Below are 12,884 nucleotides of genomic sequence, written 5' to 3' on the forward strand. Positions count from 1 at the left end.
TTTACCATCTCGCGTAATGTTCTTCAGCCCATCCAAGGGCATCTCTGATTATGTAAACTTTTCTATCTCCATCCCTTACAAAACCTTTGAAGGTACCTACCATCTGATTAACGTTCGAACTGAGTAATATCAAGTTTGTTTTTGCAGAGCGGTGAAAGTATGGCTGAAACTCTATATCTACCTCATCACCGTTGAATGAATATATGTGCCAGGGTTTCATAAGGTCTGTTTTGTCATAAACAAATCTTACATCGCTTTCAATTTTGCTGAGTTTCCCATTTATCAAAACAGCATTCTCGTTCGTACCTGTTCCATCTGTCCAGCCAGCTCCAAGATTTACCCCGATAACAGTCCCATCATCTAAGCGCGTTGCAAAATTTGCCCAGTTCCAAAAAGTTAAATATTTCCACACACCCCTTCCAAAATCAAGTGTAGCGAAACTGTTATCTGGATCAAAATCATAACATTTCTCAGAAACAAATACTTTCCCCCTCACAGGCAAACAATATTGTTTACTTGTGAATTGATATCTATTCCAGTTCCATGGCACAACAACATTCAAAGATTCTATATTCTCTTGCAAAACCTCTAAATGGGCTTCTATTCTTTTGCCTTTTGCGACAAAGTGTGATTCTATAAATGTTTTTTCATCTCGCCTCAGAAATCTAATTTTCATATCTTTTGAATTGAATTCCACGTCTTTGTTCACAACATCTGGTAAATTGCAACCTGTTCCAAATGGAGTTAGAACCGTTCGCTCAATAAGTTCACCACTTTTTAGATCAAGAAAATAACAGAAAACAACACCTAAGTAATCTATATTTGAAACAGTCGCCGAGAACATGCAATTTTGATTGATAAATGCCCAGTAGTTCCATTTTTTCTTTCTCAAAAAATGACCATGAATATTGCAACGAATTAACGGCCGTCTGGACCATCCAAGTGCCATTGGATTGAGTTTGCCACTGGGCGTACATAAATCTGCCGAGTCTTTTATTTCAATGCTCATACGTTTCTTCATTCAGATCACTCCTGATTTTTTCAAGAATAGATTTAGCTGTTTCTGTCGATGCGATGCCCCCGAGTCCAGTTTCACGAAGTTCCTCGGGAATAGATCTTCCAACTTTTGCCATTGCCTCAACTACTTCATCAAAGGGAATTATGCTTTTTATACCACAGAGTGCCATCTCAGCACATGCTATTGCTATATTAACCGCTACAGCGTTTCTTTTGATACATGGCACTTCAACAAATCCACCAACTGGATCGCAAACAAGTCCCATCATAGATTTCAAAACCAAGGCAGCTGCATGAGAAACTTTTTCGGCATCATTTGAAAAACTATAAACAGCCACAGCACTTGCCATAGCTGCTGCGGTTCCTATTTCCGCTTGACATCCTGCGACTGCACCTGATGTAGAAACTACTCTGGCTATTTCATCTCCTACCGCCCCTGCCACTATTAGACTGTCTATCAACACATTATCAGGAAAGTCTTCAACCATTTTGAGTGCAAACAATACGCCGGGTACAACGCCACAAGAACCAGCAGTCGGGCACGCAACAATTTTACACATAGAAGCATTGGCCTCTGACACAGACAAAGCAGTGATCATGGCAACGTGTGCAAATTTACCAATCATGTGAGGTTCGTATTGCGATAACAACTCAGCATTTCCTCCACAGAGACCAGTTAATGTACGGTGTCTTTTGGCGTAATTTTTTTCGCAGACTTCGAACATTGTCTTCAGTAGAAAAGTTATCTTTTCTCTTACAATATTTGGATCAGAACCATTTTCCATCATCTGAGAAATCAGCACAATTTCGTGAAAAGGTTGACCTGTTTTATTTTTCAACTCAATTAGTTCTGAGAAATTCATAATCACCCACCCAGAAAATCCTGTACCGTATCGTCTCTCGGAATAAAATAATATTCAACAACAAACGGATTTTTCGACAAATTGAAAACATTTACTGGTGAATCAAGCTCGATTATAGTCAAAGCCCTTCCAACCAGGAGATTTATTCTCCTAAGATAAAGATTTGCAATATTTGCACCCAAATTGCTAAGTATCTTTGAAAGTGCGCCTTGTTCATCTTTATTGATTATTATCAAGGTATCGTAAGCCCATGTCAAATTGCAATCGATACCATTGATTTTCGTGATTCTTATAGCCCCCCCACCAACAGAGCAACCTTCTATTTCGTGGTGATAATCTCCAGCTTCAACTTTTACGCAAACAGTATTAGGGTGCACATCACCAAGATTAGCTTTTGAGAACTGATAAGAAAGTCCAACTTTATCTACTATTTCGTAAATAGCTCTTATTTTTTCATCATCGTATCTTAACCCCAGAATGCCAGCCAGAAGTGCCCTATCTGTACCATGTCCTCTAAAAGTCTCTGCAAAAGAACCATGGAGCAGGAATTCTACCTTTTTCGGAACCATCCCTATCATCCTGTTGACAAACTTAGCTATTCTCATGGCTCCAAGAGTATGAGAACTCGACGGCCCTACCATAACCGGACCAACAACATCAAGCAAGGACATTTTGATCCCCTCAATAAAAAAGTTTTGCAAGATTTTTCAGATGTTCCTCGACAGTTCGTACATTAATCATAGTATCTGAATATGGCACCTCTGTCACTGTCAATCCCTTCATACCAACAGCATGGTACACTCTTGCCGCCTTAACCATTTCTACTGCTCTCGTCGCCATCTGAATTGCTATTAATCTATCCATAGACACAGGACTGCCTCCTCTTTGTAAATATCCGAGATTTGTATATCTCCATTCCATGTTTATATCTTTCAATTGTTTTTCGAGAAACTCACCTATGGCTTCTGCTGGAGGTATGTGAGAATCCATATTAGCAAGCTGGTATATTTCACCCGGAAGGTTGACATCGTTCTCTACAATAACGAGAGAAAACCTTTTTTGACTTTCATAACGGCTGCGAATCTTCTTCAAAAGTTCTTGGATATCAAGAGGCTCGGCACTGGTTATTATATAATCAGCCCCTCCTGCAAGACCTCCAACTACTGCTATCCAGCCACCTGGTTTACCCATCGTTTCAACAATCATTACTCTGTGATGTGATTCCGCCGTCGCGTGCAAAATATCAAGGGCATCTTTAACGTGTTCAACAGCCGTAAAAAATCCTATGGAAAAGTCACTAAAGGAAAGATCGTTGTCGATGGTTGCCGGAACAAGAACAGATGGAACACCACTCTGCATCAGTTTCAATGCGGCTCTCACTCCAAGTCTTCCACCAAGTATCAGTAAACATGTTATAGAATACTGTTCAACCTTTTCTGCTACCTGCACAATGTCTTCTTCATTCACAGGTAAAAACAGAGAGGTTCCAAGAATGGTTCCTCCTTTATGCAATATTCCAGAAACGGTGTTTCTTGTCATAACTTCTATTTTTCCGCTCAGGAATCCCTCAAAACCATCCTTAACACCAAGAATCTCTATATTTAGCTCTGAAGCTTTAACAGTTGCTGCTCTGATAGCTGCATTCAATCCCGGGCAATCATTTCCGACGCAAAGAACAGCTATTCTTTTCATATTCCTACCTCCCAACAAAAATTGCAGTTACAACAGATGTTATTGCCATGAGTTTAATCAGTATATTTATAGATGGACCAGCGGTATCTTTAAGTGGATCACCAACGGTGTCTCCTATAACAGTAGCTCTATGCGTCAGAGAACCTTTGCCACCGTAATGCCCTTCTTCTACATATTTTTTTGCATTATCCCAGGCTCCTCCAGAATTAGCCATAAATATGGCGAGCATAACTCCGGAAACAGTTGAACCAATAAGAATTCCCGCTGTTCCTGATGGTCCAAGAACAAAGTATGTCATAACCGGACTGATAACTGCAAGCAATGATGGAAAAACCATCCTTTTCAGAGCACCTTTCGTGGCTATTTGAATACATCGATTGTAATCCGGCTGAACCTGTCCAGAGATTATACCAGGCACTTCTTTTATTTGCCTTCTTATTTCTTCAACCATGATATCTGCAGTATTACCAACAGCTTTCATTGTCAAAGCACTGAACAAAAATGGTAGCATGGCACCGATCATGGCACCCGTGAAAAGCGTTGGATCTTTTATATCAAGTGTACTTACATGGGCTACATTTGCGTAATTTGAAAATAAAGCTAAGGAAGTCAAAGCAGCCGAAGTTATTGCAAACCCTTTACCCATAGCTGCTGTTGTATTGCCAACAGAATCAAGTTTATCTGTTATCTCTCTTACTTTGCTATCAAGACCGGCCATCTGAGCAATTCCACCAGCATTATCCGCAATGGGACCATAAGCGTCAACCGATAAACTCATGCCGATAGTAGAAAGCATTCCCACAGCTGACAGAGCTACTCCAAAAAGTCCAAGTAATCTGAACGAAATTAAAACAACGAGAACTATAAGTACAGTAACAACACTTGTTGATTCCATACCGAGGGATATACCATTTATCATTGAATTTGCTGGGCCCATGGTTGCTGATTTTGCCAGATTAATTACTTTTTTGCCCGATGTATAAAATTCCGTCACGAACCCAACAACTACGCCAACAAAAATTCCAAGAATAACAACAAAGAAAATATTGTAAAGATTGATCACCGCGGAGTAAACGAACATACATACTGCAACAAGAACGCTTGACAGAATTGTTCCAAATCTCAAAGCAGATGACGGATCTCTGAATTTCTTCCCAGCTGTTAAGGTAATTACAACAGAAGCGATAGAAGACAATAATCCGAAGGTAACCAGCGCAAAAATAGCATCTGTAAATCTTGCGTCAATAATAGTTGCGAGAGCGAGCGCCGAAAAAATCGATCCAACATAAGATTCATAAAGATCAGCACCCATTCCAGCTACATCTCCCACATTATCTCCAACATTGTCAGCTATTACGGCAGGATTTCTCGGATCATCTTCTGGCAAATTTGCCTCAGTCTTTCCAACTATATCAGCACCTACATCAGCTGCTTTCGTGTATATTCCGCCTCCAACTCTTGCAAACAAAGCCACGAAAGATGCACCAAGCGAATAATAACTTATATACTCTACATTACGCGTCAGTTTATATATTAGTCCAATGCCTAATAAACCAAGAGTTGATACGCTTATTCCCATGACTGCTCCACCGGAAAAAGCTATCCTCAATGCGCTTGGTAAACCTTTAATGGCTCCCCAGCTTGTTCTGGCATTCGATTTCGTAGCAATTATCATGCCAAAAAAACCGGCAAGAGATGAAAAAACAGCACCGGCAATGAAAGAAATTGCACAAATCCAGTTAAGAAAAATGAATATCAAAAGCGCAATCACAAAAATAATTGGGAAAAAAATAGCATACTCTTGAAACAAAAATGACTTTGCACCCTTCTGTATCATCTCAGATAGCCTTATAGTTTCCTCATTGCCAGGACTGCTGTCCAGAATCCTAAAAATCAGAATAATTACACAACACACTGCAATAACTATGGCTCCAAACAACAGCGCCAGCAAAAAATACACCCCCTTAAAAAATCTCTTGATTATATTATGATTGTACCAAAGAAATGTAGCTTATACTTTTTTGTACAAAATATGGTAACTAATGATCTCTCTGCCTTAATATCTCAATGATTTTCGTTTTTTCTATCGTTTTTTCATCAACCTTCTTGATGAACTTTGCCGGAATACCTGCAACAACAGTGTATGGATCAACATCACTTACCACCACAGCGCCAGCTGCAACAACTGAGCCTTTTCCAACTTTCACTCCTTCCAAAACAACGGCATTTGCACCTACCATGACATTATCTTCAATCACAACTGGTGTTGCGCTTGGTGGCTCTATAACACCGGCAATAACAGCACCGGCACCTATATGACAATTCCTTCCTATAATTGCTCTCCCTCCTATCACTGCGTTCATGTCAATCATGGTTTTTTCTCCGATAACAGCACCCACATTGATAATTGCTCCCATCATAATAACTGCACCGTCGCCGATTTTAACCAGATCTCTAATTACCGCACCTGGCTCAACGCGTGCATTAAATTTTGTAATGTCTGCCATGGGAAGCGCGGAGTTTCTGGCTTTAGCTTCTATGTGCACATCATGAATTTTATTTCCATTCTTTTCCAGGAATTGCCTCAGATCTTCATAGTCGGCAAAAATAATTCCAAAATTATCTGTTCCAAAAAACTGAACACCACTCATATCAATATCACTCAAATGGCCTTTCACGTATGCGATTACCGGTGTTTTCTTTTTCGAACTACTGATCATTTCAATAATGGAATCAGCTGTTAAATCATTATTCATCTCGGTAAAATTATCTTGCATCTTCTGACCTCCCCCTGCAAAAAAATTGAATCTCCGTTTATATAGACGCACAATATTCCACCAGGGACCTCAACCAACAATCTATCCGTCTGACATATGGAAAAGACAGCCGCAGCACCACTACCGCATGCTTTTGTTTCTCTTTCCACGCCTTTCTCAAAAGTCCTCATTTTTACACAATTTTTTTCAAGAATCTGATAAAAGTCTATATTGGCATCTGTCAGAGCCCTCAGCCTCTTACCCTCATGAATAACGTCCATTCTGTCAACAGATTTTACTTTCAATACAAAGTGCAGAACACCTACCCGGATTAGATGGCCCTCGAATTCCTCTACCACCCTTTTCCCAAGGTATATCGGACCAGGCATCTGTACCGATATCTTTTCTTTCTGAATAAAACCTTTCAGGGTGCCAGATTTTGTATGAAATATGAGATGATCGTCTTTCAGAAACCCCTCATCACGTAAAAATGCCACAAAAGCTCTCGCACCGTTGCCGCAAAAAATCGCCCTCTTTCCATCACGATTAAAATAATCCATGAAAAAGTCCTGGCCTGATTTTTCAACAAATATTGCACCATCCTGATCAGTAATATAGTTTAGAATTAAATCGCGCTTGGTGTCATCCCCTAAAAGATTTGTCATCGAATCAAATATCAAAAATGTGTTTCCATTCGCCGAATATTCAACGATTTTCATTTCTAATCACTCCCAATAAAAAAATCGGGCCGCCTTACTGGCAGCCCGGTGATCTTTTCAGGTTGTGTGTCAATATAAACACACACGCCCTTCCACAATCACCGGACAGTAGCGCTTTATATTTGCACCTAAAACACTTAAAATTTTTTCATTCAACAAAGACTCATAAAATCGCAAATCTCTTTCCCTCCTGTTTCTACATATGATACACCTGTGCATTAATCTGGAATATTAAAAATATAAAAAACAAAACGTAAATGCATTGTTAATTAAGGCAAGCTAAAAAAATCTCTAAACTCAGGTGAGTTGGAGTATAATTCTTTCGATAAACTACGAGAAGGGGTGTTTTAACGTGTCTGGGAAAGTCGGAATTCTCGTTGGTGGAGGTCCCGCACCAGGCATCAATAGCGTGATCAACGCCGTGACAATTGAAGCCATTAACAATGGCTTGGAGGTAGTGGGTATTTACGACGGTTTCGAGCACCTGATGAAAGCACAAACGACCTTTGTCCGCCATTTAACTATTTCAGATGTCTCTCGCATTCACATTGAAGGAGGTTCTATCTTAAGAACATCGCGCGCAAATCCCACAAAAAAAGCTGAGGATCTGCAAAATGTCGTTAGAGCTCTTAAAGAACTGCAGGTGAGGTACCTGGTCACAATAGGTGGGGATGATACCGCATTTTCAGCTTCATCAGTGATGAAAGTGAGCAATGGAGCACTACGTGTTGCACATGTTCCGAAAACTATCGATAACGATCTACCACTCCCTGGAGGCATGCCAACTTTCGGTTTTGAAACAGCACGCCATGTTGGAACAGAACTTGTCTATAACTTGATGCAGGATTCAAGAACTACAAACAGATGGTATTTCGTCGTAGTAATGGGAAGAAAAGCAGGTCATTTAGCGCTCGGTATAGGTAAAGCAGCAAGCGCAGCATTAACCGTTATTGGAGAAGAATTCAGAAAGGAAAGGATAAAACTTTCTGAAGTATGTGATCTGCTTGAGGCAGCTATAATAAAAAGAAAAGCACTGGGGCGTAACGATGGTTTAGCAGTAATAGCTGAAGGAATAGGAGAAATGATCGATCCGAAAGAACTTGCAAGTATTCCCGGCGTAGTAGTTGAAACTGATCCGCATGGTCATATAAGACTGAGCGAAATTCCTCTTGCAACTATTCTCAAAAGGGAAATTCAGAAACGTTTCGCTCAGAGAGATGAAAAGATAAATATAATCGACGTGACACTTGGATATGAACTCAGATGTGCAAGGCCAACACCCTTCGATATTGATTACACAAGAACCTTAGGTTACGGAGCAATGCGATTTTTACTTGGAGAATATGAAGAAAATTTGACTGGTGGTATGGTGTGCCTTGACAATGGAAGAATTAGAATACTGCCTTTCGAAGAACTTATAGATCCATCCACCGGTAGGACAAAAGTCCGTATGGTAGATATAAATTCTGAGCACTATAGAGTTGCACGCAGCTACATGATCAGATTAACCAGAAAAGATTTACAAGATGAAGAAATGCTGTCCAGACTAACCAGAGTCGCCAGAATAAGCAGAGAAGAATTTCTTGAAAAATTCTCAAAGGTCGCCGAGATATGAAAACCCCCGGCTCAGGCCGGGGCATTCTATTTTTTCTTCTTTTCTGTTTTCTTAGGCTTTTCTTCTATTTTTTTTGGCTCAGGATTCTTTTTTGAACACGGCATTATCTCACCCCCATCCTCAAATAATTATACTATAACTAATTTTCAACTGAGGTACCTCAAAATTCTGAGAAAAACCTCCGGTGGCTTTTCAGCAAAAAAAGCCCCGGCTTCAATCAACGAACGAGCATTGTTGCGGTCATGCAACACACCTATTATGCACTTAATCCCCGCGCCAACAGCAGATTTAACTCCATTTACAGAATCCTCAAAAACGATACTTTCTGCACAATTGACTTTCAATCTTCTCAAACATTCAATGTATATATCTGGATCTGGCTTGCTTTTTTCAACATCATCCCCAAAAACCATGGAGTCAAACAAACCGCACAAATTAGCTTTTTTAAGCCTTTTTAAGGCTTCTTCTTTGATTGTAGAAGTTGCAACTCCCAGTTTGATATGCATTTTTTTAAGTTGACCGATAATTTCTGAAACACATTCTCTGGGTTTAAGATCATACGAAAGCTCTTCGAATAGATCGTGCACTAATTCAATAAACGCAAACTCATCAATGTTCAAGCCAAATTTCTTTATGATTTTTCTTGCTCCACCGCGTTCCAGAGTTGTGCCTGCCAATTCGTCAAACAAATTATCCTGAAAATCTACACCAAACTTTGAGAAGATCTGATGGAAAATATCCCTATAAAGTCTTTCGCTATCTATAAGAACACCATCCATGTCGAATATAACAGCTTTAATCATTCGACTGTTTGGTTTTGACATATAATATCCCAGTTTTCAACTACGTGAAAAAATTCTTTGAGATTTTTGACTCTTGGAAGATCAACGAATTGTCTATTGTGTGGCCAATCCATAACGACAACCGAGACACCATGGCAGATCAGATTATCAATATGGTGTGGAGCATCATCAAGTGCAATGCTTATATTCATCTTTTCACATAACGCACCTTTCTTTGAAGTTACATACACAAGTGGCGAGATAGAACCGCCTATGTGACGTTTTATCCATCGGCAAGTCTGCTCCTCAACACTCCTTCCTCGCACTGGGAAGCGGGATGTCACGAAAAAAATCTCGTATCTTTTCGACAGAATAACCTCTCTTAGCAAGGAGAAGTCTTCCTCTCTGGCGAATGGTTTCAGGGTTTCGTAAAAATTCTCCCTGTTTTTAATGATATTCCAGACTTCCTGTTCCATTTCCCTGGTCAGCCCAGGAATACATCTGTAAAAATCCCATTCAGTTATCTCAACATCTTTCGGCGTACCAAAAAGCTCATGGCTCAAATCTATAAAAGCTCCATTGAAATCAGCAAGCACGTCATCAACATCTATCATGATCTTCAAACATTTATCACCTGCCTGAGCCTTTGATCAGCGTCAATATACTGGTTTATTTCGCTTGAAAGTTTTATCAAAAGATACCACCAGTATATACCGAGCGTAACTATAACCAGCAAAATGAACACACCTATATTTCTGGATTTAATATACGTCAACATGGGTGTTTCAACACCTAAGAGTGGGTACATAATATTCTTAATTTCTTCCAACCTTTTCGAGACAGTGAATACGCTTTGCAGATATACAGCCAGAAAGATTATCGCCAGTATTGAAAAAACAAATGAAGCTACTCCCGTAAAAAGTGCCAGTACATAGAAAATTAAATAAACCCAATATGCCCACGTATAGAGCTGTAAGCCTGACAGATGACCTTCTAAAACAACCAGGTTAGTCTGCTTCTCTGAATCACCTTTCTGTTTTAAATAAGTCAACAATGTTTTGGTGTTTTGAATATTGTCTGTCAGAGCACTGCTCCACTGATTCAAAACAATAAGAGTAAAAACAGCAGCCAGTATGCCAAATATCCCTGCAAAAATCGCTGCGACCATACCACCAAACATCTGACCATATCCAAATTCATAATCAGAGAAAAAACCTTCAACTATGCCCTCAAGCATGTGTGCAGTTCCTACAATACCAGCCAAGCCAGCAACTACTGATAGAACAATGGCAACTATAGCAAAAGCTGTGTTGACCTTTCTTTCATTCAACATCGGTATTGCCATGTTCCCCACCTCCTAATTGAATTTTGTCGATTTCCTTTACATTAATAAATTCAATACCTATTTTCTCACATGAGCGATCAAAATATTCATCATTACCAACCATAGTGCAATCGCCTGGAGCAACTTTCAATATAGAAATTATTTGCTGAAAATATCTTGGATCAGGTTTACAGTAATATGAATTTTCCATATGCGTTATCAAATCAAAACTGCATTCTGTCATACCTATCCACTCTAATCTCTTAATAATCGCTATTTTTGGGAACACCGGATTGGTCGCGAGAACTGTTAAAATACCATGTTCTTTTGCCCTGTTTACCAAGTTTACCACAGAAATGTTAGGTTTCACAAAAACACTTAAATTTTCAAAATATTTACTTCTGTAAAATGTGTCAAATATTCCTTTCAAGTCAGCAAAATTTAGCTGGCTTTTTTTTGAAAAGCATTCCAGAAACCTTTCATAATTGTTGGCTTTCCCATCAGCAAAATTGGTAATTTGCTCAATGCATTCCATGATCTCTTTACCTGAAAATGACATCCTATTTTCAGCAAAAGCTTTGAGTTGCACAAAATATTCTTTTGTAAATTTTTCTTCGTTAACTTCGACAAGCGTTCCATCATAATCTACCAATAAAGCCCTCATTAAAACTCTCCTTTCTTGAAAAAGCTGTGGTACAATTTTACCAGTCATCAATATGTATTGTGCCAAAAGGGGGTTAAAAAATGAGAAAGTTATCGTACATTTTGCTATCAATAACAGGACTGATAGCATTGTTTCTCCAAGGATGTACTGGTATCAGCGACTGGTTTGGTGGGGGTCAAACTACCAACAGAGCCCCTGATAAACCATCACTCATCAATCCATCTGATAATCAAACACTGAACACGATGTACGTGGAATTTGAATGGACATGTTCTGACCCGGATAAAGATACCCTGACTTACGATCTTTATCTGTCTGAACAGGGTCAACCGCTGGATGTAATAGAAGAAAATTATTCTCTCACAAAATATTCTACAGTATTAGAACCAGGTAAATCTTATCAATGGAAAGTAGTTGCAAAAGATTTGAAAGGCGCAACAAGTTCAAGTGAAATATACACTTTCTCTATCTCTCAAAGCCCTACCTCTCCAAATCTTTACGATTTTCTGTATATCTCTGGCGGTACAAGCAAGCTCGTCATATATGACATAAACCAGCCAAACGCATTGAGATATCCAATAAGATACGAAGAAGGCATCAACAGCACAAAAGAATTAGCATTCTTAGATGGATGGGCTTACGTGGTTGATTCGTCAGGCGACATAATTTGCGTAAATCTGAAAGACTATCTCTCAGGGAAGCAAACTCAGCCCAATATTATCTCATTAGCAATTAACGCTAAGCGCGTCGATGCTGGAAGTTTTAATGGGTCAAATTATCTTATCGTGGCAGGTGATGAAAGAGTTCTGGTCTACAACATTGCTACAGAATCTACTCAACCTTATGATATGAGCTCAGTTGGCGCCATAGCAATAAACCAGGACACAATATATTTGGCAGGGGTTAAAGACGAAAAATTAAAGCTGGTTAAGATGTCCATTGAATCGCAAGGATTTCTCAACCATCAAGGAGAAGTTGAGATTAATTATACACCTGTGGACATGATATTGAAAGATGACTACATACTGATCATTGGAAGAGACTCAGATCAGCTTTATCTGGAAGCTTACAGAAATGACTTAACACCTTACGCCACAAGTGTGGCACTCGGAGAAATTGCTGAGAATTTTGCCGGAATAACAGCTTACGATGATAAGGTTTTTGTTGCGGCGGGTAACAGTGGTATATTGTGTTTCAACGTCGATGATCTTGCTGGAAATCTTGAGGAAACGGAGATCATCTTTCCCATCGGCTGGAACACATCTGCCTATGCTCATGACGTAGTTATCAGAGAGCTTTCAGGCGCATTGTATGCATATGTTTCAGCCAGCGATGGATTATATGTTTTCGACGTTGATGATATTCCTCAAAAAATAAGCAAAGTGGACTTCGTATCACCGCTTTATAGAATTTCTGCTCAATAAACATTCAAAGGGGGCTGAGTGCCCCCTT

At 39.5% G+C, this 12,884-nt stretch carries 13 protein-coding genes; 2 read left to right on the forward strand and 11 right to left on the reverse strand.

Annotation, left to right across the window (positions count from 1 at the left end; all coding sequences use genetic code 11):
* Position 1 precedes the first annotated feature (1 nt).
* From TEL01S_RS10055 to dapF, 7 genes are all read right to left on the reverse strand, one after another.
* Complete coding sequence (locus tag TEL01S_RS10055; RefSeq protein WP_012003973.1) at positions 2–1,021, reverse strand: DUF2804 domain-containing protein; 1,020 nt, start codon at positions 1,019–1,021, stop codon at positions 2–4.
* Positions 999–1,880 carry an L-serine ammonia-lyase, iron-sulfur-dependent, subunit beta gene (locus TEL01S_RS10060; RefSeq protein ID WP_012003974.1) on the reverse strand — a complete coding sequence of 294 codons (882 nt, stop codon included), beginning with the start codon at positions 1,878–1,880 and terminating at the stop codon, positions 999–1,001. Before TEL01S_RS10060 ends, TEL01S_RS10055 begins: the two co-directional genes overlap by 23 nt.
* 2 nt (positions 1,881–1,882) lie before the next feature.
* Complete coding sequence (gene sdaAB / locus TEL01S_RS10065; protein WP_012003975.1) at positions 1,883–2,551, reverse strand: L-serine ammonia-lyase, iron-sulfur-dependent subunit beta; 669 nt, start codon at positions 2,549–2,551, stop codon at positions 1,883–1,885.
* Positions 2,552–2,561: 10 nt separating this feature from the next.
* Positions 2,562–3,572, reverse strand: a complete 1,011-nt coding sequence (locus tag TEL01S_RS10070; protein WP_012003976.1) for a 6-phosphofructokinase — start codon at positions 3,570–3,572, stop codon at positions 2,562–2,564.
* Positions 3,573–3,576: 4 nt separating this feature from the next.
* Positions 3,577–5,532 (reverse strand): sodium-translocating pyrophosphatase, encoded by a 1,956-nt coding sequence (locus TEL01S_RS10075; protein ID WP_228369016.1) that lies wholly within the window; start codon positions 5,530–5,532, stop codon positions 3,577–3,579.
* A 79-nt stretch (positions 5,533–5,611) separates the two neighbouring features.
* On the reverse strand, positions 5,612–6,328 hold the full coding sequence (gene dapD / locus TEL01S_RS10080; protein ID WP_028843625.1) for a 2,3,4,5-tetrahydropyridine-2,6-dicarboxylate N-acetyltransferase: 717 nt from the start codon (positions 6,326–6,328) through the stop codon (positions 5,612–5,614).
* A complete protein-coding gene (gene dapF / locus TEL01S_RS10085) occupies positions 6,325–7,047 on the reverse strand; it encodes a diaminopimelate epimerase (RefSeq protein WP_012003979.1) in 723 nt (240 codons plus the stop codon). The genes dapD and dapF overlap by 4 nt, the downstream gene beginning before the upstream one ends.
* A gap of 352 nt (positions 7,048–7,399) precedes the next feature.
* Here dapF and pfp point away from each other — a divergent pair, with 352 nt between their 5' ends.
* Positions 7,400–8,662, forward strand: coding sequence for a diphosphate--fructose-6-phosphate 1-phosphotransferase (gene pfp, locus TEL01S_RS10090; protein WP_012003980.1), 1,263 nt, complete (start codon positions 7,400–7,402; stop codon positions 8,660–8,662).
* A 146-nt stretch (positions 8,663–8,808) separates the two neighbouring features.
* Here the strand turns inward: pfp and TEL01S_RS10095 are convergent, their stop codons facing one another.
* The 4 genes from TEL01S_RS10095 to TEL01S_RS10110 are packed head-to-tail and all read right to left on the reverse strand — an operon-like array spanning position 8,809 to position 11,432.
* Positions 8,809–9,486 carry an HAD family hydrolase gene (locus tag TEL01S_RS10095; RefSeq protein ID WP_051366252.1) on the reverse strand — a complete coding sequence of 226 codons (678 nt, stop codon included), beginning with the start codon at positions 9,484–9,486 and terminating at the stop codon, positions 8,809–8,811.
* Positions 9,462–10,058, reverse strand: coding sequence for a 5' nucleotidase, NT5C type (locus TEL01S_RS10100; RefSeq protein ID WP_228369062.1), 597 nt, complete (start codon positions 10,056–10,058; stop codon positions 9,462–9,464). Before TEL01S_RS10100 ends, TEL01S_RS10095 begins: the two co-directional genes overlap by 25 nt.
* A gap of 5 nt (positions 10,059–10,063) precedes the next feature.
* Positions 10,064–10,789 carry a DUF4234 domain-containing protein gene (locus TEL01S_RS10105; protein ID WP_051366254.1) on the reverse strand — a complete coding sequence of 242 codons (726 nt, stop codon included), beginning with the start codon at positions 10,787–10,789 and terminating at the stop codon, positions 10,064–10,066.
* Positions 10,767–11,432 carry an HAD family hydrolase gene (locus TEL01S_RS10110; protein WP_012003984.1) on the reverse strand — a complete coding sequence of 222 codons (666 nt, stop codon included), beginning with the start codon at positions 11,430–11,432 and terminating at the stop codon, positions 10,767–10,769. Before TEL01S_RS10110 ends, TEL01S_RS10105 begins: the two co-directional genes overlap by 23 nt.
* Before the next feature lie 80 nt (positions 11,433–11,512).
* Between TEL01S_RS10110 and TEL01S_RS10115 the strand changes: the two genes are divergently transcribed.
* Positions 11,513–12,856 (forward strand): hypothetical protein, encoded by a 1,344-nt coding sequence (locus TEL01S_RS10115; RefSeq protein ID WP_028843622.1) that lies wholly within the window; start codon positions 11,513–11,515, stop codon positions 12,854–12,856.
* Positions 12,857–12,884: the final 28 nt, after the last annotated feature.

The organism is Pseudothermotoga elfii DSM 9442 = NBRC 107921 (genome assembly GCF_000504085.1).
Lineage (GTDB): Bacteria > Thermotogota > Thermotogae > Thermotogales > DSM-5069 > Pseudothermotoga_B > Pseudothermotoga_B elfii.

Excerpts from the sequence above, each read along its gene's own strand:
- sdaAB (WP_012003975.1), bottom strand. The coding sequence starts at position 2,551 with ATGTCCTTGCTTGATGTTGTTGGTCCGGTTATGGTAGGGCCGTCGAGT.
- TEL01S_RS10070 (WP_012003976.1), bottom strand. The coding sequence starts at position 3,572 with ATGAAAAGAATAGCTGTTCTTTGCGTCGGAAATGATTGCCCGGGATTG.
- TEL01S_RS10110 (WP_012003984.1), bottom strand. The coding sequence starts at position 11,432 with ATGAGGGCTTTATTGGTAGATTATGATGGAACGCTTGTCGAAGTTAAC.
- TEL01S_RS10115 (WP_028843622.1), top strand. The coding sequence starts at position 11,513 with ATGAGAAAGTTATCGTACATTTTGCTATCAATAACAGGACTGATAGCA.
- TEL01S_RS10060 (WP_012003974.1), bottom strand. The coding sequence starts at position 1,880 with ATGAATTTCTCAGAACTAATTGAGTTGAAAAATAAAACAGGTCAACCT.
- dapD (WP_028843625.1), bottom strand. The coding sequence starts at position 6,328 with ATGAATAATGATTTAACAGCTGATTCCATTATTGAAATGATCAGTAGT.
- TEL01S_RS10055 (WP_012003973.1), bottom strand. The coding sequence starts at position 1,021 with ATGAAGAAACGTATGAGCATTGAAATAAAAGACTCGGCAGATTTATGT.
- TEL01S_RS10100 (WP_228369062.1), bottom strand. The coding sequence starts at position 10,058 with ATGATAGATGTTGATGACGTGCTTGCTGATTTCAATGGAGCTTTTATA.
- dapF (WP_012003979.1), bottom strand. The coding sequence starts at position 7,047 with ATGAAAATCGTTGAATATTCGGCGAATGGAAACACATTTTTGATATTT.
- TEL01S_RS10105 (WP_051366254.1), bottom strand. The coding sequence starts at position 10,789 with ATGGCAATACCGATGTTGAATGAAAGAAAGGTCAACACAGCTTTTGCT.
- TEL01S_RS10095 (WP_051366252.1), bottom strand. The coding sequence starts at position 9,486 with ATGTCAAAACCAAACAGTCGAATGATTAAAGCTGTTATATTCGACATG.